Here is a 19,536-nt window from a genome sequence, read left to right on the forward strand (position 1 = left end):
TCCCGCTGCCGAGCCTGTCGCCCCGGCGGCGGCCCCCGCCCCGACGCCCGCGCCCGCCGCGCCGGCCCCCGAGGCCGCGCGCATCACCGTCGAACAGCCTGCCTTCGTCGCCCCGCCGGCCGACCCGCGCCTGGCCGACTACCTTCGCCCCGGCGCCCTGTCCGGCCCGGTCCGGCTGCAGCTGACCGGCGCCCCGGACCTGGTGCTCGACCCGGGCACCCAGACCTACCTGGCGGGTTCGGCGCTCAAGCCGCTGCTGCCCTATTGCGCGGCGGTGATCCACGAATCCGACCTGGCCCCGGTGCCGGCGGCCGACCTGCCGGCCCTGGCGGCCAGCCTGGGCGGCAGCCAGCCGTGGTCCCGGCTGGCCTGGCTGTGCGCGCTGAGCGGCGGCAACGGCGCGCTCGCGCCGGGCTTCGGCCTCAACGACAAGTACAAGCTGCTGCGCTGGCCGCAGACCGAGCGGGAATTCCCCAAGCACTTCCGCATCGCCACCGTGATGATGAAGGGCCCGTCCCTGCTCACCGACATCGCCGAGCAGAGCGGCGTCGGCCTGGCCGAAGTGATCGATTACCTCAACGCCTGCCTGGCCACCGGCGTCGCCGAGCCCGAAAACGCGCCGCCGCCGCCGGCCGATGCCGGCAAGGGCGGCCTGCTGGGCCGCTTCCGGCGCTGAGGTCCCCGGGGCCGGTCGCAGGACCGGCCCGCGTCCCAGCGCGCGCCGCCACGCGCCCAGCCTGAACGCCACGCATGCGTTCGCCTTGCTCCCCCGGGGCGGGTGCCGGACAATTTGGGCCTGACTCCCACGCCCGAGCCCTGATGGACTCCCAGCGCTACCCGCGCCTTTCCAAGATCACGCACCCGGCCGACCTGCGCCAGTTCCCGGAATCCGAACTGACGGCGGTCGCCGACGAGCTGCGCGCCTACCTGATCGAAACCGTGTCCCAGTCGGGCGGCCATTTCGGCGCCGGCCTGGGCGTGATCGAGCTCACCGTCGCCCTGCACTACCTGTACGAGACCCCGGTCGACCGCCTGGTCTGGGACGTCGGCCACCAGTGCTACCCGCACAAGATCCTCACCGGCCGCCGCGACAGCATCCACACGGTGAAGCAGAAGGACGGCGTGGCGCCGTTCCCGCGCCGCGAGGAGAGCGAGTACGACACCTTCGGCGTCGGCCACAGCTCGACCTCGATCTCGGCCGCGATGGGCATGGCGATCGCGCTGCAGGCCCGCGGCGACGAGCGCAAGGTCGTGGCCGTGATCGGCGACGGCGCGATGACCGCCGGCATGGCGTTCGAGGCGCTCAACCACGGCGGCGGCATGGACCCGGAGCCCAACCTGCTGGTGGTGCTCAACGACAACCGCATGTCGATCTCCGAGAACGTCGGCGGCCTCACCCGCATGCTCGGCCGGCTGTCGGGCAGCCGCACGCTCAACGCCATCCGCGAAAGCGGCAAGAAGCTGCTGGGCGACAAGCGCCGGCCCGCCGCGCGCTTCATGCGCCGCTGGGAAGAACACTGGAAGGGCATGTTCGTGCCCTCCACCCTGTTCGAGGAAATGGGCTTCCACTACACCGGCCCCATCGACGGCCACGACGTGCCGGCGATGCTGGCGGCGCTCAAGACGCTCAAGGGCCTCAAGGGCCCCCAGCTGCTGCACATCATCACCACCAAGGGCAAGGGCTACGAGCTCGCCGAAGGCGACCAGATCGAGTACCACGCGGTCGGCCCCTTCGACCCCAGCGTGGGCATCGTCAAGAAGAACGCGCCGGCCAAGCCGACCTACACCCAGGTGTTCGGCGACTGGCTGTGCGACATGGCCGCGGCCGATGCCTCGCTGATGGGCATCACCCCGGCGATGCGCGAAGGCTCGGGCCTGGTGCGCTTCAGCAAGGAATACCCGGCACGCTACTTCGACGTCGCCATCGCCGAGCAGCATGCGGTGACGCTGGCCGCGGGCATGGCCTGCGAGGGTGCCAAACCGGTGGTCGCGATCTATTCGACCTTCCTGCAGCGCGGCTACGACCAGCTGGTGCACGACGTCGCCCTGCAGGGCCTGGACGTGCTGTTCGCGATCGACCGCGGCGGCGTGGTCGGCCCGGACGGCGCCACCCACGCCGGCAGCTTCGACCTGAGCTTCCTGCGCTGCATCCCGAACATGGTGGTGATGGCGCCGGCAGACGAGGACGAATGCCGCCGGATGCTCAGCACCGGTTTCCGGCATCCCGGCCCGGCGGCGGTCCGCTACCCGCGCGGCAGCGGCCCGGGCGTGCCCGTGCAGCCGACGCTGGACGGGCTGCCGATCGGCAAGGCTGAACTGCGCAAGCGCGGCAGCCGCGTGGCCCTGCTCGCGTTCGGCGCGCTGGTGGCGCCGGCGGAAAAGGTCGGCGGCGACCTGGGCCTCACCGTCGCGAACATGCGTTTCGTGAAACCACTCGACCGGGCGCTCGTGCTCGAGCTGGCGCGCAGCCACGATGCCCTGGTGACGCTGGAGGACAATGCCATCATGGGCGGCGCCGGCAGCGGCGTGGCCGAACTGCTGGCGGCCGAGGGCATCACCCTGCCGGTGCTGCACCTGGGCCTGCCCGATCGCTACCAGGAACACGCCAGCCGCGAACAGCTGCTGGCCGAGGCCGGCCTCGACGCCGAAGGCATCCGCCGTGCATTGCTGGCGCGCTGGCCCGAGCTGGCCGCGGCGGCGACGCGGGTCGTGCAGGCCGGCTGATCAGCCCGCGTCGCGGGGCCGCCGGCCCACGGTGACGCGGTCCCGGTGCTCGAGGTCGCGCTCGGTCGTGACCTGTTCCAGCCCGGCCGCCTTGAACAGCGCGCGCACCGCCCCGCCCTGCTCGAGCCCGTGCTCGACCAGCAGCCAGCCGCCCGGCGCCAGGTGCGCGGCCACGCCGGCGCAAATGCGGCGGATGGCGTCCAGCCCGTCCGCCCCCGACGCCAGCGCCGTGCGCGGCTCGAAGCGCAGGTCGCCCTGCACCAGGTGCGGGTCGTCGTCGGCGAGGTAGGGCGGATTGCTCAGCACCAGGTCGAAGGACTCGCGCGGCACGGCATCGAACCAATCGCCCGGCAGGAAGCGCACCGGCAGCCCGGCCTCGCGGGCATTGGCGCGCGCGACGGCCAGCGCGCCGGCGCTGGCGTCGGTGGCGGTGACGTCGGCCAGCGGGCGCTCGCTGGCCACGGCCAGCGCGATCGCGCCGGTCCCGGTGCCCAGGTCCAGCACCCGCAGAGGCTCGCCGCGCGGCATGCGGTCCAACGCCAGCTCCACCAGCAGCTCGGTCTCCGGGCGCGGGATCAGGGTGTCGGCAGTGACGGCCAGGTCCAGCGACCAGAAGCCGCGGTGGCCCGTGATCTGCGCCACGGGTTCGCCGTGCAGGCGCCGCCGCACCAGCGCCTCGAAGGCCTCGGCGTCGCTGGCCGCCAGCACGTCGCTGGCATGGGCGTAGAACCAGCTGCGCGGGCGCTGCAGGGCGTGCGCCAGCAGCAGCTCGGCCTCGAGCCGCGCGGCGTCGCCGGGCAGGCGCGACGCGGCGTCGCGGAGGGCATTGGCGAGCGTGGCCACGTCAGGCCGCCAGCAGGCTGGCGACCTGGACCACGCAGGCCAGCAGGAAGCCGGCCAGGAAGAAGAGATAGGACAGGCGCAGGTAGCGGTACTTGTGGTGCGCCAGGTACCAGCCCAGGGCATAGGTGTCGCGCGCCATGGTCTCGTACACCGAGCCGTCGGACTTGAGCGCACCGGCGATCTCGGCCAGGAAGCGCTCGCGCGGCAGTTCGGCGAAATGGCCGAAGAACAGCAGGTTGAACTGGGGCGGGATCTTGTCGTCCACCAGCTTCAGCGGCCGGTACTTGGGCAGCACCGCCAGCACGGCCAGCAGCAGCGCCAGCAGGGTGAATGCGGCCAGCGTCAGCGAGGCGGTGCGCAGCACCGGGTCGGTCAGCCGGCCCAGCACCAGGGTCAGCACGATCGAGGACATGGTGATGATGATGTTGGCCTTGGTGTCGGCCATCGACGACAGCTGCACGTGGTGCATCTGCATCGTGCGCAGCAGCGTGTCGCCGGTGTTGCGCTCGGGGACGGCGGCGAACAGCTTCGAGACCTCGGCCGGCGGGGGGATTTCTGCGGGGGGCATGGGGCGCGATCCTTCCGGGACCGCGCCATCATAGCGCCGGCCGCGCGGGCCGGCGCAGGACCGGGCTCAGGCCGCCGCCGCGAGCTTCCCGGCGGCCGCCGGCAGCGGCGCGCGGATCAGGTGGTCGAAGGCCCCGAGCGCCGCGGTGGAGCCGGCGCCCATCGCGACCACGATCTGCTTGTACGGCACCGTGGTGGCGTCGCCGGCGGCGAACACGCCCGGCACGGAGGTCTGGCCGCGTTCATCGATGACGATCTCGCCGCGGGCCGACAGCTCGACCGTGCCCTGGAGCCACTCGGTGTTCGGCAGCAGGCCGATCTGCACGAAGATGCCCTCGAGCGCGAGCCGGTGCTCGGTGCCCAGCAGGCGGTCGCGCCAGGCCAGGCCGTTGACCTTGCCGCCGTCGCCGAGCACCTCGGTGGTCTGCGCGTTCACCAGCACGGTGACGTTGGCGAGGCTGCGCAGCTTGCGCTGCAGCACCTCGTCGGCGCGCAGCTTCGCATCGAACTCCACCAGCGTGACGTGGGCGACGATGCCGGCCAGGTCGATCGCCGCCTCGACGCCGGAATTGCCGCCGCCGATCACCGCCACGCGCTTGCCCTTGAACAGCGGGCCATCGCAGTGCGGGCAGTAGGCCACGCCCTTGTTGCGGTACGTGTCTTCGCCCGGCACGCCCATCTGGCGCCAGCGCGCGCCGGTGCCCAGCACCACGGTGCGCGACTTGAGCACCGCGCCGCTGGCCAGCTCGACCCGCAACAGGCCGTCGTCGCCCGCCGGCAGCAACTTGGCCGCGCGCTGGCCGTTCATCAGGTCGACCTCGTAGTGGCGCACGTTGCGCTCGAGCTCGGCCGCCAGCTTCGGGCCCTCGGTCTCGGCGACCGCGACCAGGTTCTCGATGCCCATCGTGTCCAGCACCTGGCCGCCGAAGCGCTCGGCCGCCATGCCGGTACGGATGCCCTTGCGCGCGGCGTAGATGGCGGCCGCGGCCCCGGCCGGGCCACCGCCGACCACCAGCAGGTCGAACGGCGCCTTGGCATCGAGCTGGGCGGCCTCGCGACTGGCGGCGCCGGTATCGAGCCGACCGACGATCTCGGCCAGGCTCATGCGCCCGGCGCCGAACACTTCGCCGTTGAGGTAGACCGTCGGCACCGCCATCACCTGCCGCGACTCGACCTCGGCCTGGAACAGCGCGCCGTCGATCGCGACGTGCTCGATGCCCGGGTTCAGCACCGCCATCAGGTTCAGCGCCTGCACCACGTCGGGGCAGTTCTGGCAGGACTGCGAGAAATAGCTTTCGAACCGGAACGCGCCCTCGAGCGCCGCGATCTGCGCCAGCAGTTCCTGCGACTCGCGCGAGGGATGGCCGCCGACCTGCAGCAGGGCCAGCACCAGCGAGGTGAATTCATGGCCCATCGGGATGCCGGCGAACCGGACCGAGACGTCGGTGCCGCTGCGCAGGATTTCGAACGAAGGCCGGCGCGCATCGTCGTCGGTGCGCGCGTAGGTGATCTTGTCCGACAGCGAGGCGATCTCGGCGAGCAGGTCCTGCAGCTCGCGCGAAGCCTCGCCGTCGTCGAGCGAGGCACGCAGTTCGATCGGCAGCTGCAGCTTTTCGAGGTAGGCCGCGAGTTGGGTCTTGAGGGTGGCGTCGAGCATGGCGTGACTCCGTGGACAGGGGGGCTTTCGCGCGCGGCCTGGGGGCGCCGGGCGGCGCGCGAAAACACCCTCGGGAGGGATGGACGGTGGCGGCGGGGCCGGTGGAGACCGGCCCCGCGCCGGGGCGACGATGGCGCCAGGCCCCGGGCCTGGCGCGCCTGCCTGTCGCCGGGGGTCAGATCTTGCCGACCAGGTCCAGCGAGGGGGCCAGCGTCTTCTGGCCTTCCTTCCACTTGGCCGGGCAGACCTGGCCCGGGTTGGCGGCGATGAACTGCGCGGCCTTGAGCTTGCGCAGGGTCTCGGTGACGTCGCGGGCAATGGCGTTGTCGTGGATCTCCGCCGTCTTGACCACGCCTTCCGGGTTGATGATGAAGGTGCCGCGCAGGGCCAGGCCTTCTTCCTCGATGTGGACGTCGAAGGCACGGGTCAGCTGGTGGGTCGGGTCGCCGACGAGCGGGAACTTCGCCTTGCCGACGGCCGGCGAGGTCTCGTGCCAGACCTTGTGCGAGAAGTGGGTGTCGGTGGTGACGATGTAGACCTCGGCGCCGGAGGCCTGGAACTCGCCGTAGTTCTCGGCGGCGTCCTCGACCTCGGTCGGGCAGTTGAAGGTGAAGGCGGCCGGCATGAAGATCAGCACGGACCACTTGCCCTTCAGGCTGGCTTCGGTCACTTCGACGAACTTGCCGTTGTGGAAGGCCTGGGCCTTGAACGGCTTCACTTCGGTATTGATCAGGGACATGGGGGATTTCCTTTGGGAGGGAGGGTGAATCGAAGTTGGGGCCATGTTAGGCAAAACCTATTGATGTGAAAAGTAGATTGATTCTATCTTTACGATAGCTTTTGCCTATAACTTGCTCGACAATGCCATTTACTTGGCGCATTACTGGCGCCGCATCCATAGGCGGCGTCCATCCCGATGAACCTGCGCGACCTGCGATACCTGGTGGCCCTGGCCGAGCTGCGGCATTTCGGGCGCGCCGCCGACGCCTGCCACGTCAGCCAGCCGACGCTGTCCACCCAGATCAAGAAGCTCGAGGACGAGCTGGGCGTATCGCTGGTGGAGCGCGCGCCGCGCCACGTCATGCTCACGCCGGCCGGGCATGACATCGCCGCGCGCGCGCGCCGCGTGCTGGCGGAAGTCGACCAGATGCGCGAGACCGCGCGCCGCACCAGCGACCCCGAGGCCGGCAGCGTGCGCATCGGCTTCTTCCCGACCCTGGGCCCCTACCTGCTGCCGCACGTGGTGCCGCGCATCCGCGCCCGCTTCCCGCGGCTGGAGCTGCTGCTGGTCGAGGAAAAGACCGAAGTCGTGCTGCAGCTGCTGCGCGACGGCAAGCTCGACGCCGCCGTGCTGGCACTGCCGCTGCACGAGGACTGGCTGGAGACCGAGTTCCTGTTCGAGGAGCCCTTCATGCTGGCCGTGCCCGAGGGCCACCCGCTGGCCGGCCACCGCGACCTGCGCCTGGCCGAGTTGAGCGACCAGCACCTGCTGCTGCTCGAGGAAGGCCACTGCCTGCGCGACCAGGCACTCGCCGTCTGCAGCCTGGCCGGCGCCGGCGAGAAGGAAGGCTTCCGCGCCACCAGCCTGGAAACGCTACGCCAGATGGTCGCCGCCGGCGTCGGCGTGACGCTGCTGCCGATGCTGGCGGTGAAGCCGCCGGTATCGCCGTCCGAGAACATCCGCCTGCTCGAATTCGGCAATCCACCGCCGACGCGACGACTGGCGCTGGCCTGGCGCAAGAGTTCGGCGATGGCCGGCTTCCTGCACCAACTCGCCGCGGTGCTGCGCGACCTGCCGCCCGGCCTGCTCGACCCACCGCGGCAAACCAGCGCCGCCGCGCGCACGCGTCGCCGCGCCGGGGCTTGAACCCCACCCGTCCGCGGGCTACGGTAGCCGGACAAATCGTGAAACCCCGGGCGGTGCGCCATGCGCGCCGCCCGTTTACTTTTGGAGTTAGCCATGGATTCGCCCCATTCCCTGCCGCCGATCACCCTGGGCAGCCGCGACCTTGCCCGGCTCGAACAGCTGCTCGAATCGCCGGCGCTGCGCCGACTGCCCGCCGCGCAGGCGCTGGGCGCGGAGCTCGAGCGCGCGAACGTGCTGCCGCCCGGCCAGGTGCCGGACGACGTGGTGACCATGAACGGCAGCGTCACCTGCGTCGACGAAGTCAGCGGCGACAAGCACCAGTTCACCCTGGTCTACCCGCAGGACGCCGACGTGGTGACCGGCCGGGTGTCGGTGCTGGCGCCGGTGGGCAGCGCCCTGCTCGGCCTGTCCGTGGGCCAGGCCATCGACTGGCAGGCGCCGGGCGGCCGGGCGCTCCGGCTGCGGGTGGTGACGGTGGTGCCGCCGCCGGAATCGGCCGACGTCTTGCATCGCTGAGCGCACGCGGCAATAGTCGGGGCCTCCGGGCCGCTCCCGGGCCCCGCGACCAGGTGACACGATGACGCCCAAGGGTTCCCGCACCGAGGAAAACCTCAAGCTGGCCTTCTCCCGCGAGGCCGAGGCCAACCGTCGCTACCTGTACTTCGCGCAGAAAGCCGACATCGAAGGCCACACCGACGTGGCCTCGGTGTTCCGGTCCACCGCCGAGGGCGAGACCGGGCACGCACACGGCCACCTCGAATACCTCGAGTCCTGCAGCGACCCGAGCACCGGCCTGCCCTTCGGCGACACCGTCGCCAACCTGCGCTCGGCCATCGCCGGCGAAACGCACGAGTACAGCGACATGTACCCGGGCATGGCGCGCACCGCGCGCGAGGAAGGCTTCGAGGAGATCGCCGACTGGTTCGAGACGCTGGCCAAGGCCGAGCGCTCGCACGCCAACCGGTTCCAGAAGACCCTGGACGAACTGGCGGCGCGGGCTGAGTCCTGATCGCGACGCCCACCGGCACGCCCCTTCGCACGCCATGCAACGACTGAGTCGCGCCGACCTGCTGTCGCCCGGGGACTATGCCGAGGCCCGCCCGGCCTGGCGCGCGCGCGTGATCGCGCACAAGCAGGCGCGCCGGGTGGCGCTGGGCGAACACGCCACCCTGCTGTTCGAGGATCGTCTGACCGTGCAGCACCAGGTACAGGAAATGCTGCGCATCGAACGCCTGTCCGACGCCGCCGCGATCGACGCCGAGCTCGCCGCCTACAACCCGCTGGTGCCCGACGGCGGCAACCTCAAGGCGACCCTGCTGTTCGAATACACCGATGCCGAGCAGCGCCGGCGCGCCCTGGCGATCCTTGGCGGCATCGAGCATCGCGTGCAGGCCTGCGTCGAGGGCCAGCCACCGATCGCCGCGATCGCGGACGAGGACCTTGCGCGCAGCGTCGGCGGGAAGACCGCGGCCGTGCACTTCCTGCGCTTCGAATTCCCACCCGCCGCCATCGCCGCCCTGCGTGCCGGCGCCGGCCTGCGCCTGGCCATCGACGATCCGCGCATGGCCGTCGCCGTCGATCTCGATGCGCGCACGCGGCAGGCGCTGGCCAGGGACTTCGACTGATGCCGCGCTGGCTCTGGTTCCTGTTGGCCGCGTCGCTGGGCGCCCTGCTCTGGGCCGGCAGCCGCGGCGCCTCCGCGCCGATCGCGGCACGCGTCGATGGCGACGGGCCGATCCGCTGCGAACCGCCGCCGGGCAAGTTCGACATCCTGGCGCCGCTCCAGACCCCGGCGACGGCCGCGATGCCGCCGTTCCGGCTGGGCCCGCACGCGGTGACGCCGCTGGCGGGCTTTGCCATCGAGGCCCGGGTGCTCGGGCGCGAGGACTACCGGTTCGACCGCGGCGCCGCGCTGTCGCCGACCGACCTGGCGCTGGGCTGGGGCCGCATGGCGCGCGAGGAGCACTACCGCGCGCTCGCCATCTCGCAGTCCGGCCGCTGGTACCACTACCGCTGGGGCAGCGAGGGGCCGCCCCTGCCGCTGGAGGAAATCATCCGCAGCAGCGCCAACATGCACCTGATCCCCGCCGACGAAAAGGTCGCGGCGGCGATCTCGCGGGTGCGTCCCGACCAGACCGTGCGCCTGGCCGGCTGGCTGGTGGAAGTCCAGGGCGAGGACGGCTGGCACTGGCGCAGTTCGCTCAGCCGCGAGGACAGCGGCGACGGCGGCTGCGAACTGATCTACGTCTGCACGCTGGAGTCGTGGTGACTCAGTAGCGAAGGGTCGCCAGCAGCGGCGCGTCCGCGGTCCAGAGCCGGCGACCGCCCAGCGCGGCCAACTCCATCAGCACCGCGCCGCCGACCAGCTGCAGCTCCAGTCGCGCCATCAGGCGCGCGGCCGCGGCGAGGGTGCCGCCGGTGGCCAGCACGTCGTCGACCAACAGCACGCGGGCGCCGGCCGGCAGGGCGTCGCGATGCACCTGCAGCCGGTCGCTGCCGTATTCGAGCGCATAGCTTTCCTCGATCACCGCGCCCGGCAGCTTGCCCGGCTTGCGCACCGGCACGAAACCGATGCCCAGTTCGCGCGCCAGCGGCGCGCCGAGGATGAAGCCGCGCGCCTCGATGCCGACCACGGCCTGCAGGCCGGCGTCGCGCCAGGGCCCGGCCATCGCGGCGATCGCGGCGGCGAAGCCGGTGCCGTCGGCGAGCAGCGGACTGATGTCCTTGAAGCAGATGCCGGGCTTGGGGAAATCGACGATCTCGCGGACCAGCGCGGCGAACGGCGGCACCGGCTCAGGCCTCGTCCGCGCCGACGCGCTCGGTTTCGGCCAGGCCCGCGGCCTCCCACTCCTTCATCGCCGGCAGCGCGAACACCGCGTCCATGAAGGCGCGCGCGGTCGCATCGACCTCCACGCCATAGCCGCGGAAGCGGACGCAGACCGGCGCGAACATCGCGTCGACGATGCCAAACCGTCCGCACAGGAAGGGGCCGCCGGCGCCGAACCGGCTGCGCAGTTCCCGCCACAAACCCTGCACGCGGGCGATGTCGTGGTCGGCGCTGGCGTCCCAGTGCCGGGCGCGCGGCTGCCGGCGCAGGTTCATCGGCAGCTGGGCGCGCAGGGCGCCGAAGCCGGAATGCATTTCCGAAGCCGCGCTGCGGGCAATGGCGCGCGCAGCCGCGTCCTCCGGCCAGCCCTTGCCGTCGAGCCAGCGCTCGTTGGCGTACTCGCAGATCGCCAGCGAATCCCAGACCGCCAGCGGCCCGTCGTGCAGCACCGGCACCCGCCGGGACGGCGACCAGCGCCCGACCTGGGCGTGGAACTCCGGCGTATCCAGCGGCAGCCGCACCTCGTCGAAGCCGATGCCGGCCTGGCGCAGCAGCAGCCAGGGCCTGAGCGACCACGACGAGTAGTTCTTGTTGCCGATCACGAGCGTGGTGGACATCGAGGACCTCAGCTGAAGATCTGGTTGCCGCCGTTCTTGGTGGCGATCTGGGCGGCGCGGGTGGCGCGCTCGAGGATGCCGGCGGGGCTGCGTTCGTCGGAGCCGGCCTGGGCCACGCCGACGCTGAGGCTCAGGCTGGGGGCGATCCGGGGATCGATGCGCAGGCGGTTGGCCGCGGCGCGCAGGCGCTCGGCGTATTCACGCGCCTGCAGCAGCCGCTTGCCCGACGACACCAGCAGGAAACCGTCCGGGCCGGCGCGGCCAAGCAGGTCGCCGTGGTCCATGGTTTCCAGCAGCAGTTCGGCCATCGGACGCAGCCCCGCCGCCGCGGCCTCCTCGCCGCCCGATTCGCGCATCGCCGCGGCCTGGTCGAGCTGCAGGCAAAGCACGCTCAGCGGGGCCTGCTTCAGGCGCGCGTTCTCCATCGCCTTGTCCAGGCGCTGCAGCATCGCTTCGGTGCGCAGCACGCCGGTGGCGGGATCGGTGTCGGCGACCTTCTGTTCGTTGACCGCGCCCGCGGCTTCCTCGCCGGCCAGGATCGCCATGGCGGCGAACTCGGCGCACAGGGCCAGCTCGGCGTCGCTGTAGGTCACGTCGGCCTCGCGCTCGACCAGCAGCGCGCCCCAGCCCGGCTTCGGGATCGGCAGCGGGATCACCGCCAGCTGCACCTGCTCCAGCGGACCGTCGGGACCGTCGAAGTCGATGCCGATCTGCTGTGGCGCGCGCAGGCGGCTGAGGTTCTTGAGCAGGGTGCTGCGCTGGGCCAGCAGCTCGCGATAGCGACCCTCCGCCTCGGGCGGCTCGACCTGCACCAGGTCCTCGCCGTGGAAGTGCATGGCCACAACGGCCGCCGAGGTCTGGCTGAGGACCGGCCGCAGGCCATCGAGCAGGCGGCGGAACGCGATCCACTTCAGGTCGCCATCGGCCGCCGACTTCAGGCCGGCCTGCAGGCTTTCGAGCAGGCGTTCACGGGCCAGCGCGATCTTCTCCGCGGCGCTGGGCTCGGCCGGTTCGACGCGCTTGCGCATGGCCCAGCGCTGCAGGCGCGCGCGGATCCACGGCAGGGCCAGGTACAGGGCCACCGTGACCGCCAGCAGCGGCTGCCAGCCGTAAAGATTGAGCAGGGTGGCCGGCAACACCTGGTGGTCGGCAAGGACCCGCACGACGACGGCGACGGCGGTCGCCAGCAGGGTCAGCAGCGGCGCCCAGCGGTAGCTGCGGGAGTCGAGCAGCAGCATCAGCAGGCAGGCCGCCAGCGCCAGGCCGTTGCCGACCCAGGCCGTCCACTGCATCTGCAGCGGCGACAGCATGCCGCCCAGCAGGCCCCAGAACGCCAGCAGCACCAGGCCCCAGCCCAGGCCGCGCGCCCACGGCACCAGGCCCGGCGCCGCCTTGCCCAGGCCGCTGTAGTAGCGGGTGGCCAGGACCAGCGGGCCGGCGCAGAGCAGCAGCAAGGCCTGGGGCACGGTGGCCCCGCGTTCGGCCAGCAGCGACAGCTCGGGCAAGGAATACAGGTGACCGTTGATGCCCAGCAGCGCCAGCCAGATGCCGACCGCGGCCCCGCCTACCGCCGCGGCGCCCGAGCGGGTGTCCTCGACGTGCCGGAACAGGGACAGCCCCGCCACCAGCAGCAGCAGGCCATAGGTGTAGCGGAAGAAGCTGCGCGCGAGGTCTTCCTGGGCGCGCGCCGTGGCCGGGTCCTGCAGGCGCAGGTGCAGGCCGCCGTTCACCTTGCCCTGCAGGTGCAGGTAGAACTCGGTGGTGCCGGCCAGCTCGGCCGGCAGCGGCAGCTGGAAGCTGGCGGGCCATGGATTGGCTTCGTCGTTGGCGTGGAAGAAGCTGTCCTCGGCGACCACGCGGCCATCGGGCAGCAGCTTCAGCTGCAGGCGATCGAGCGGGCTGCGCACGACCACGAGCTGCCAGTTGGGTCCACCGGATGCCGGCAGTTCGGTGCGGATGCGCACCCAGATGTCGCGCCCGTCGCGGGCGGCGAACGGGAAACCGGGCGTCAGCAGCGGCGTGAATCCGGGCTGGGCCCGCCCGGTGAGGATATCGTCGAGCGTGGTGCCCACCGGGGTTTCCATCACCGCCAGGTCGAGCCGGGGCGCCGGCTCGGCCGCCGCCACCGCAGGCGCCGCCAGCAGCCAGGCCAGCAGCGATGCCATCAGGAACGCCAGCAGATAGCGCAAGCTCAGACTCCCCTTCACAAGACCCAGCGCCCCCCGGCCGGTCCGATTCTATACTCGCCCCGGCCCGGGCGTTCAGCCCCGGGAACGCCCGGACGCCCGAGCCGGTAAACTGGGCGACCCAGCCAGACCAGCCCCGGACGCATGACCGCCACGCCCACCCCCGCCGACGCCGCCGCGCCGGAAAAGAACGACTTCATCCGCCAGATCATCCGCGAGGACCTGGCGACGGGCCGGCACGCGTCCATCCGGACCCGGTTCCCGCCCGAGCCCAACGGCTACCTGCACATCGGCCACGCCAAGTCGATCTGCCTGAATTTCGGCATCGGCCGTGAGTTCGGCGGCAAGGTCAACCTGCGCTTCGACGACACCAACCCGGCCAAGGAAGATCCCGAGTACGTCGAGGCCATCAAGGAGGACGTGCGCTGGCTGGGCTTCGAGTGGGCCGAGCTGCGGCACGCGTCCGACTACTTCGAGGTCTTCTACCGCAGCGCGCTCAAGCTGATCGAGGACGGCAAGGCCTATGTCTGCGACCTCGACGCCGAGCAGGTGCGCGAGTACCGCGGCACGCTCACCGAGCCGGGCCGCAACTCGCCGTTCCGCGGGCGCAGCGTCGAAGAGAACCTCGACCTGTTCAAGCGCATGCGCGCCGGCGAGTTCCCGGACGGCGCCCGCACCCTGCGCGCGAAGATCGACATGGCCAGCGGCAACATCAACCTGCGCGACCCGGCGATCTACCGCATCAAGCACGTCGAGCACCAGAACACCGGCAACGCCTGGCCGATCTACCCGATGTACGACTACGCGCACTGCCTGAGCGACGCGCTCGAAGGCATCACGCACTCGCTGTGCACGCTGGAGTTCGAGGACCATCGCCCGCTGTACGACTGGTGCGTCGACCACGTCGACCTGGTGCGCCACCCGGCGCTCTACCAGCCGCTGGTGGATGCCGGCTTCAGCGTGCCGGCCGCCAAGCCGCGCCAGATCGAATTCTCGCGCCTGAACATCAACTACACCGTGATGAGCAAGCGGAAGCTGCTGGCGCTGGTGAACGAAGGCCTGGTCAGCGGCTGGGACGACCCGCGCATGCCGACCCTGCAGGGCCTGCGCCGCCGCGGCTGCCCGCCGGCGGCGCTGCGCCTGCTGGCCGACCGCGTGGGCATCAGCAAGCAGAATTCGCTGATCGACTTCTCGGTGCTGGAAGGCTGCATCCGCGAAGTGATGGACGCGGCCTCGCCGCGCCGCATGGCGGTGGTCGATCCGGTGAAGCTGGTGATCACCAACCTGCCCGAAGGCCACGCCGAGACGCTGCGCTTCGCCAACCACCCGAAGGATGAAAGCTTCGGCGAGCGCGTAGTGCCGTTCTCGCGCGAGGTCTGGATCGAGCGCGAGGACTTCATGGAAGTGCCGCCCAAGGGCTTCCACCGCCTGGTGCCCGGCGGCGAAGTGCGCCTGCGCGGCGTCGGCATCGTCCGGTGCGACGACGTGGCCAAGGACGGCGACACCGTCGTCGAACTGCGCTGCACGCTCGACCCCGACTCGCGCGCCGGCATGGAAGGCGCCAACCGCAAGGTCAAGGGCACCATCCACTGGGTCGCCGCCGCCACCGCGGTCGCGGCCGAGGTGCGCCTGTACGACCGCCTCTTCAGCGTGCCCGACCCGGACAAGGACGAGGCCGGCAAGACCTACCGCGACTACCTCAACCCCGACTCGGTGCGGGTCGTGCGCGGCTGGCTCGAGCCGGCCGCGGCGACGCTGGCGCCCGAGGCCGCGGTGCAGTTCGAACGCCTGGGCTTCTTCACCGCCGACCGCCGCGACCACGCGCCGGACCGACCGGTGTTCAACCGCACCGTGACCCTGCGCGACACCTGGGCCGCGAAGGCCGGCGGCTGACGTGCTGTACGCGCAGCTCCACCTCACCCTGCCGGCCTGGGTCCACGAGGAAGTGGACGCCCAGCGTCGCTACCCCGACGCCGACAGCCGCATCGCGCTGGCGATCCAGCTTTCGCGCCGCAACGTCGACCACCGCAGCGGTGGCCCGTTCGGCGCCGCCGTGTTCAACGAGGAAGGCCGGCTGATCGGCGTCGGCGTGAACCGCGTGGTGCCGCACAACTGCTCGGCCGCGCACGCCGAAGTGATGGCGCTCACCACCAGCCAGCAGCGCATGCAGAGCTTCCGCCTGAACCAGGGCGGCGGCCGCATCACCCTGGCCACGTCGGCCCAGCCCTGCAGCATGTGCTACGGCGCGCTGATCTGGGCCGGCATCGACGAACTGCTGATCGCCGCCCGCGCCGACGACGTGCAAACCCTGGCCGGCTTCGACGAAGGCCCGCTGCCCGCCGACTGGCAGGGCGAACTCGAGAAGCGCGGCATCGCCGTGCACACCGACCTGATGCGCGACCACGCGCGCGACGTACTGCGCGACTACGGGGAATCCGGACTTGTCTACTGATGGCCTGCTGGCCTACTGCCGCCCCGGCTTCGAGCCCGAGCTCGCCGCCGAACTGGGCGAGCGCGCGGCCCTCGCCGGCTTCCCGGGCTATGCCCGCACCGAACGCAACAGCGGCTACGTCGAGTTCCTCGGCGTCGAGGACGGCGCCGCGCTGGCCAAGGCCCTGCCCTGGTCGACGCTGATCTTCGCGCGCCAGAAGATGCGCCTGCTGGCCGACCTGCCCGGCATGGACCCCAAGGACCGCATCAGTCCGATCATGGACGCCCTGGGCGGCCGCGGCCGTTACGGCGACCTCTGGGTCGAGCATCCCGATTCGGACGAAGGCAAGCAGCTCGCCGGCCTGGCCCGCGCCTTCGGCAACGCGCTGCGCCCGGCCCTGCGCCAGCGCGGCCTGCTGACCGACAAGGAAGACCTGCGGCTGCCGCGCCTGCACGTGCTGATGCTGGCCGGCAACCATGCCCTGCTTGCCAGCGCCGATCCGCGCGACGCCTCGCCCTGGCCGCTGGGCGTGCCGCGCCTGCGCGCGCATGCCGACGCCCCCAGCCGCTCGGCGCTCAAGCTCGAGGAAGCGCTGATGATGCTGATGACCGACAAGGAGCGCGCCGAGTTCATCCAGCCCGGCATGTTCGCCGCCGACCTGGGCGCCGCGCCCGGCGGCTGGAGCTGGGTGCTCGCGCGCCAGCACATCCGCGTGATGGCGGTCGACAACGGTCCGATGGCGGCTTCGGCGATGGCCATGCCCATCATCGAGCACATCCGCGCCGACGGTTTCCGCTGGGAACCGCCCAAGCCGCTGGACTGGATGGTCTGCGACATGGTCGAGTCGCCGCGCAAGGTCGCCAACCGCATGGCCACCTGGTTCCGCGAAGGCTGGTGCCAGCACGCGATCTTCAACCTCAAGCTGCCGATGAAGAAGCGCTGGGACGAGACCCGCGACTGCCTTCAGCATTTCGTCGACCGGGCCGGCCGGCCGCTGACGGTGCGTGCCAAGCAGCTCTACCACGACCGCGAGGAAATCACGGTCTATGCCGGCTGAGCGCGCCCGCGCGCAGCGCTGGCCCCGGCTGGCGCTGGCGTCGATGTTGGCGCTTGCCGCGACCATGCCGGCCGCGGCGCAGGGCGACTACTTCACCCAGGTCGACGCCGACGGCGACGGCCGGGTCTCGCTGCCCGAGTTCCTCGAGCGCATGAGCTTCGCCTTCCGGCAGATGGACACCAACCTCGACCAGGTGCTCGAACCGGGGGAACAGCACATCCCGAACGCGCCCACGATCACCCTGGCCGAGCACCACGAGCGCTTCACCGCGCAGTTCCACCGCCAGGACGCCAACGGCGACGGCTACCTCAGCCGCGAAGAGCTACTAGCCCCACCCCGCCGCTGAAAAAGGGGTCAGAGTGATTATTCGTTTTAAACGAATAATCACTCTGACCCCTTTTTTCTCGGGATTCAGGCTGCGGCGAGGTAGGGCTGGAGGTAGCCGAAGATGGCGAACACGGCCATCGCGATCATCAGCAGCAAAGTCAGCAGGATGCCGATGAAGCGACCCGGGCTGGTGCCGGCACTGCGGCTCAGGCCCCAGGCGTGCAGGATGCGCGAGACCAGCAGGGTGGCGCCGAAGCCGTGGATGAGCGCATCGGGATAGCCGTTGAGCTCCATGCCGCCGAGCAGGATCAGGGCCAGCGGCAGGTATTCGACGGCGTTGGCGTGCGCCCGCACGCGGCGGTTGAGCTCGCCGTGGCCGCCGTCGCCCAGGCCGACCTTGTGCTTGACCCGGAAGGCCATGACGCGGCCGGCGAGGACCAGGACCAACAGCGTGCAAAGCGCGGCGTAAAGCAGGGTGATCATGGTCGGCGCATCCGGTGGGCGTGGCCGCCATGATCCGCCGGCGGGCACGCCGACCGCAATCCCGCGATCAGATCAGGCCGTTGCGCCAGGGCCCGGTGATGGCCACGGTGAAGCCCGGCGCGTAGACGTTCGCGAACAGCCACTGGCCGTCGGGCGAGAAGCAGGCGCCGGCCCATTCCTCCTCGCGGAAGTCGCCGGCGAAGCCCATCGCGCCGTCCAGCCGGACGTTGTTGCGGCAGAACTCGAACAACCCGCCCTCGCGGGTCATGCCGTAGAGCCGCTGCACCGGCTGCTCGGAGTCCTCGCAAACCACCAGGCCGCCGCGCGGACTGAGCACCACGTTGTCCGGGTAGTCCAGCACCAAGGGGTCCGGCGATTCGAACACCAGCTCCAGCACCTCGGCGCCGGGATGGTAGGCCCAGACCTGGCCGCAGGCGGCGTCGCCGCCGTTGGTAGCGGTGAAGAACACGCGCCCGTCGCCGACGATCACGCCCTCGAGCCGCGTGAAGCGCGTGCCGCCCGCCGCCAGGCCCTGGCGCAGCACGCCCAGGCCCAGGCCGTCGGCATCCATGCCGGCCACCGGATCGGGGATGTCGACCCACTGCACCTTCAGGCGTTCGCCCGGACGGCGCCCCGTGCGCAGGTCGGGCACGCCGACCGCGCGCAGCATCTGCAGCCGGCCGCCGCGGACCGGCTGCCCCGGCACCTTCGGCACCATGCGGTAGAAGCCCGCCTCCGGCTCGGTGTCCTCGGTGAGGTAGAAGATGCCGGTCGCGGGGTCCACCGACACCGCCTCGTGCTTGAACTGTCCCAGGGCCAGCAGCGGCTCGGCGCGCGCGGCGCCGTCGGCCGGCACTTCGAACACGAAGCCGTGGTCGCGCGACAGCACGTGGTCGGCGCCCGAGAGCGTCACCGTCCCGGCCACGCTGACGAACTCCTCGCAGCTCAGCCAGCTGCCCCAGGGCGTGGTGCCGCCGCCGCAGTTGTTGATGGTGCCGCCCAGCGACGGCCGCGACTCCAGCAGGCGGCCGCTCGCGGTGTCGAAGCGCAGCGTGGCGGTGCCGCCGCTGCAGCGCGGATCATAGGTTGCCGACGCCGGCGCGAAGCTGCCCCAGGCCGCCTTCACCTCGTGGTTGCGCACCAGGGTGACGACGCTGCCCTCGGCGCGGACGACGCCCATGCCGTCGTGCGAATCCGGCGTGCGCTGGCCGTCGGCCATCGGCTCGTTGGTCCAGCCAAAGGTGGTGTAGCTGAAGCCCGCCGGCAGCTGCAGCAGCGGCAGCCCGGTGTTGAGGTCGCGCACGGTGTGCAGCGGGCCGTAGCCCGGATGCGCCGCGCCGGGCGCGCCGGCCTGCGCCAGCAGTCGCCCGATCGGGCTCAGGCCCAGTGCGGCGGCGCCCAGCCCCAGGCCGCCGGCCTTGAGCCAGCGGCGGCGCGAAGCCAGCGAAGCGTCGTTTCGAAATTCCATCGCGTCAGCCCGGGACCAGAGGCGGCTATTCCACCAGCGCCAGGTATCAGCGATGTGACAGCGCCCGGCTCAGTCCAGGATCTCGATGGCGGTGGCGACGATGCGCAGCTCGCGCTCGCCGGGCGCCTGCGCGCCGTCATCCTCGACCAGGTGACGGGCGTGTTCCTCGCTGAGCGGCTCGACCTGCAGCACGCCGTAGGCGACGGCGCGGCCGCTGGCGTCCCTGGGCACTTCGAAGCCATGGTCCTTGGCCATCACGCGGGCGCTGCGGCCCTCGTCCTCGAGCACGATCCAGCAGCCCTGCTTCTGGCAGACCTGGGTGATGCGGCCGCTGAACTTGGCCGGCGCATCGCCGTGCACGGCGGGGTCGGCGGCCGATACCGCCACCGGCTCGCCGGCCGGCATCGCGTCGCCGTAGTTGGCGGCCAGGGCGGCCGGGGCGACGAACAGCAGCATCATTCCGAGCATCGTCTTCATCGTGT

21 protein-coding genes are annotated in these 19,536 nt (G+C 71.5%); 11 read left to right on the forward strand and 10 right to left on the reverse strand.

The genetic code is table 11. From position 1 onward, the window contains the following. Both VFQ84_RS10985 and dxs read left to right on the forward strand, forming a co-directional pair. The coding region (locus VFQ84_RS10985; protein WP_325131673.1) for a hypothetical protein at nt 1-676 on the forward strand (676 nt) is incomplete at its 5' end. A 140-nt stretch (nt 677-816) separates the two neighbouring features. Beyond that, nucleotides 817-2,724: a 1-deoxy-D-xylulose-5-phosphate synthase gene (dxs, locus tag VFQ84_RS10990; RefSeq protein ID WP_325131705.1), complete on the forward strand. Its 1,908-nt coding sequence runs from the start codon at nt 817-819 to the stop codon at nt 2,722-2,724. On the opposite strand, the gene prmC is transcribed toward dxs, so the two are convergent. The 4 genes from prmC to ahpC all read right to left on the reverse strand — a co-directional run bounded on the left by prmC (nt 2,725) and on the right by ahpC (nt 6,530). Beyond that, nucleotides 2,725-3,567, reverse strand: a complete 843-nt coding sequence (gene prmC / locus VFQ84_RS10995) for a peptide chain release factor N(5)-glutamine methyltransferase (protein WP_325131674.1) — start codon at nt 3,565-3,567, stop codon at nt 2,725-2,727. A gap of 1 nt (nt 3,568) precedes the next feature. Then, nucleotides 3,569-4,135, reverse strand: a complete 567-nt coding sequence (locus VFQ84_RS11000) for a Pycsar system effector family protein (RefSeq protein WP_325131675.1) — start codon at nt 4,133-4,135, stop codon at nt 3,569-3,571. Nucleotides 4,136-4,201: 66 nt separating this feature from the next. Beyond that, a complete protein-coding gene (gene ahpF / locus VFQ84_RS11005) occupies nt 4,202-5,791 on the reverse strand; it encodes an alkyl hydroperoxide reductase subunit F (RefSeq protein WP_325131676.1) in 1,590 nt (529 codons plus the stop codon). A 175-nt stretch (nt 5,792-5,966) separates the two neighbouring features. Continuing rightward, a complete protein-coding gene (ahpC, locus tag VFQ84_RS11010) occupies nt 5,967-6,530 on the reverse strand; it encodes an alkyl hydroperoxide reductase subunit C (RefSeq protein ID WP_325131677.1) in 564 nt (187 codons plus the stop codon). A 177-nt stretch (nt 6,531-6,707) separates the two neighbouring features. Between ahpC and VFQ84_RS11015 the strand changes: the two genes are divergently transcribed. The 5 genes from VFQ84_RS11015 (at nt 6,708) to VFQ84_RS11035 (ending at nt 9,927) form a co-directional block, all read left to right on the forward strand. Beyond that, the gene (locus tag VFQ84_RS11015) at nt 6,708-7,658 is read left to right on the forward strand and encodes a LysR substrate-binding domain-containing protein (RefSeq protein WP_325131678.1); all 951 of its coding nucleotides are present in this window, start codon (nt 6,708-6,710) and stop codon (nt 7,656-7,658) included. Nucleotides 7,659-7,751: 93 nt separating this feature from the next. After that, nucleotides 7,752-8,174, forward strand: coding sequence for a nucleoside diphosphate kinase regulator (gene rnk, locus VFQ84_RS11020; protein WP_325131679.1), 423 nt, complete (start codon nt 7,752-7,754; stop codon nt 8,172-8,174). A 61-nt stretch (nt 8,175-8,235) separates the two neighbouring features. Beyond that, nucleotides 8,236-8,667, forward strand: coding sequence for a rubrerythrin family protein (locus tag VFQ84_RS11025; RefSeq protein ID WP_325131680.1), 432 nt, complete (start codon nt 8,236-8,238; stop codon nt 8,665-8,667). A gap of 34 nt (nt 8,668-8,701) precedes the next feature. After that, entirely contained in the window at nt 8,702-9,283 is a 582-nt protein-coding gene (locus VFQ84_RS11030; protein WP_325131681.1) for a DUF3501 family protein, read from the forward strand. Next, the gene (locus tag VFQ84_RS11035) at nt 9,283-9,927 is read left to right on the forward strand and encodes a hypothetical protein (protein ID WP_325131682.1); all 645 of its coding nucleotides are present in this window, start codon (nt 9,283-9,285) and stop codon (nt 9,925-9,927) included. Before VFQ84_RS11030 ends, VFQ84_RS11035 begins: the two co-directional genes overlap by 1 nt. A gap of 1 nt (nt 9,928) precedes the next feature. On the opposite strand, the gene VFQ84_RS11040 is transcribed toward VFQ84_RS11035, so the two are convergent. The 3 genes from VFQ84_RS11040 to VFQ84_RS11050 are packed head-to-tail and all read right to left on the reverse strand — an operon-like array spanning nt 9,929 to nt 13,291. Beyond that, complete coding sequence (locus VFQ84_RS11040) at nt 9,929-10,447, reverse strand: adenine phosphoribosyltransferase (protein ID WP_325131683.1); 519 nt, start codon at nt 10,445-10,447, stop codon at nt 9,929-9,931. Nucleotides 10,448-10,451: 4 nt separating this feature from the next. After that, complete coding sequence (locus VFQ84_RS11045) at nt 10,452-11,102, reverse strand: glutathione S-transferase family protein (RefSeq protein ID WP_325131684.1); 651 nt, start codon at nt 11,100-11,102, stop codon at nt 10,452-10,454. An 8-nt stretch (nt 11,103-11,110) separates the two neighbouring features. Further along, nucleotides 11,111-13,291 carry a diguanylate cyclase domain-containing protein gene (locus VFQ84_RS11050; RefSeq protein ID WP_325131685.1) on the reverse strand — a complete coding sequence of 727 codons (2,181 nt, stop codon included), beginning with the start codon at nt 13,289-13,291 and terminating at the stop codon, nt 11,111-11,113. 141 nt (nt 13,292-13,432) lie between these two features. Between VFQ84_RS11050 and VFQ84_RS11055 the strand changes: the two genes are divergently transcribed. Genes VFQ84_RS11055 through VFQ84_RS11070 form a run of 4 tightly spaced genes read left to right on the forward strand, consistent with a single transcriptional unit; the run spans nt 13,433 to nt 17,122 of the window. Further along, a complete protein-coding gene (locus VFQ84_RS11055) occupies nt 13,433-15,181 on the forward strand; it encodes a glutamine--tRNA ligase/YqeY domain fusion protein (protein WP_325131686.1) in 1,749 nt (582 codons plus the stop codon). Between the two features lies 1 nt (nt 15,182). Continuing rightward, nucleotides 15,183-15,740: a nucleoside deaminase gene (locus VFQ84_RS11060; RefSeq protein WP_325131687.1), complete on the forward strand. Its 558-nt coding sequence runs from the start codon at nt 15,183-15,185 to the stop codon at nt 15,738-15,740. Then, complete coding sequence (rlmM, locus tag VFQ84_RS11065; RefSeq protein WP_325131688.1) at nt 15,730-16,776, forward strand: 23S rRNA (cytidine(2498)-2'-O)-methyltransferase RlmM; 1,047 nt, start codon at nt 15,730-15,732, stop codon at nt 16,774-16,776. Before VFQ84_RS11060 ends, rlmM begins: the two co-directional genes overlap by 11 nt. Further along, nucleotides 16,766-17,122, forward strand: coding sequence for a hypothetical protein (locus tag VFQ84_RS11070; protein ID WP_414637036.1), 357 nt, complete (start codon nt 16,766-16,768; stop codon nt 17,120-17,122). The genes rlmM and VFQ84_RS11070 overlap by 11 nt, the downstream gene beginning before the upstream one ends. 65 nt (nt 17,123-17,187) lie before the next feature. Here VFQ84_RS11070 and VFQ84_RS11075 read toward each other — a convergent pair whose 3' ends face one another. The 3 genes from VFQ84_RS11075 to VFQ84_RS11085 all read right to left on the reverse strand — a co-directional run bounded on the left by VFQ84_RS11075 (nt 17,188) and on the right by VFQ84_RS11085 (nt 19,531). Continuing rightward, nucleotides 17,188-17,586 carry an MAPEG family protein gene (locus VFQ84_RS11075; RefSeq protein ID WP_325131689.1) on the reverse strand — a complete coding sequence of 133 codons (399 nt, stop codon included), beginning with the start codon at nt 17,584-17,586 and terminating at the stop codon, nt 17,188-17,190. A 67-nt stretch (nt 17,587-17,653) separates the two neighbouring features. Beyond that, complete coding sequence (locus tag VFQ84_RS11080; protein WP_325131690.1) at nt 17,654-19,054, reverse strand: alkaline phosphatase PhoX; 1,401 nt, start codon at nt 19,052-19,054, stop codon at nt 17,654-17,656. A gap of 69 nt (nt 19,055-19,123) precedes the next feature. Next, nucleotides 19,124-19,531, reverse strand: coding sequence for a DUF4920 domain-containing protein (locus VFQ84_RS11085; protein ID WP_325131691.1), 408 nt, complete (start codon nt 19,529-19,531; stop codon nt 19,124-19,126). Nucleotides 19,532-19,536 lie beyond the last annotated feature (5 nt).

The sequence above is a fragment of the Arenimonas sp. genome (assembly GCF_035721105.1).
GTDB lineage: Bacteria > Pseudomonadota > Gammaproteobacteria > Xanthomonadales > Xanthomonadaceae > Arenimonas.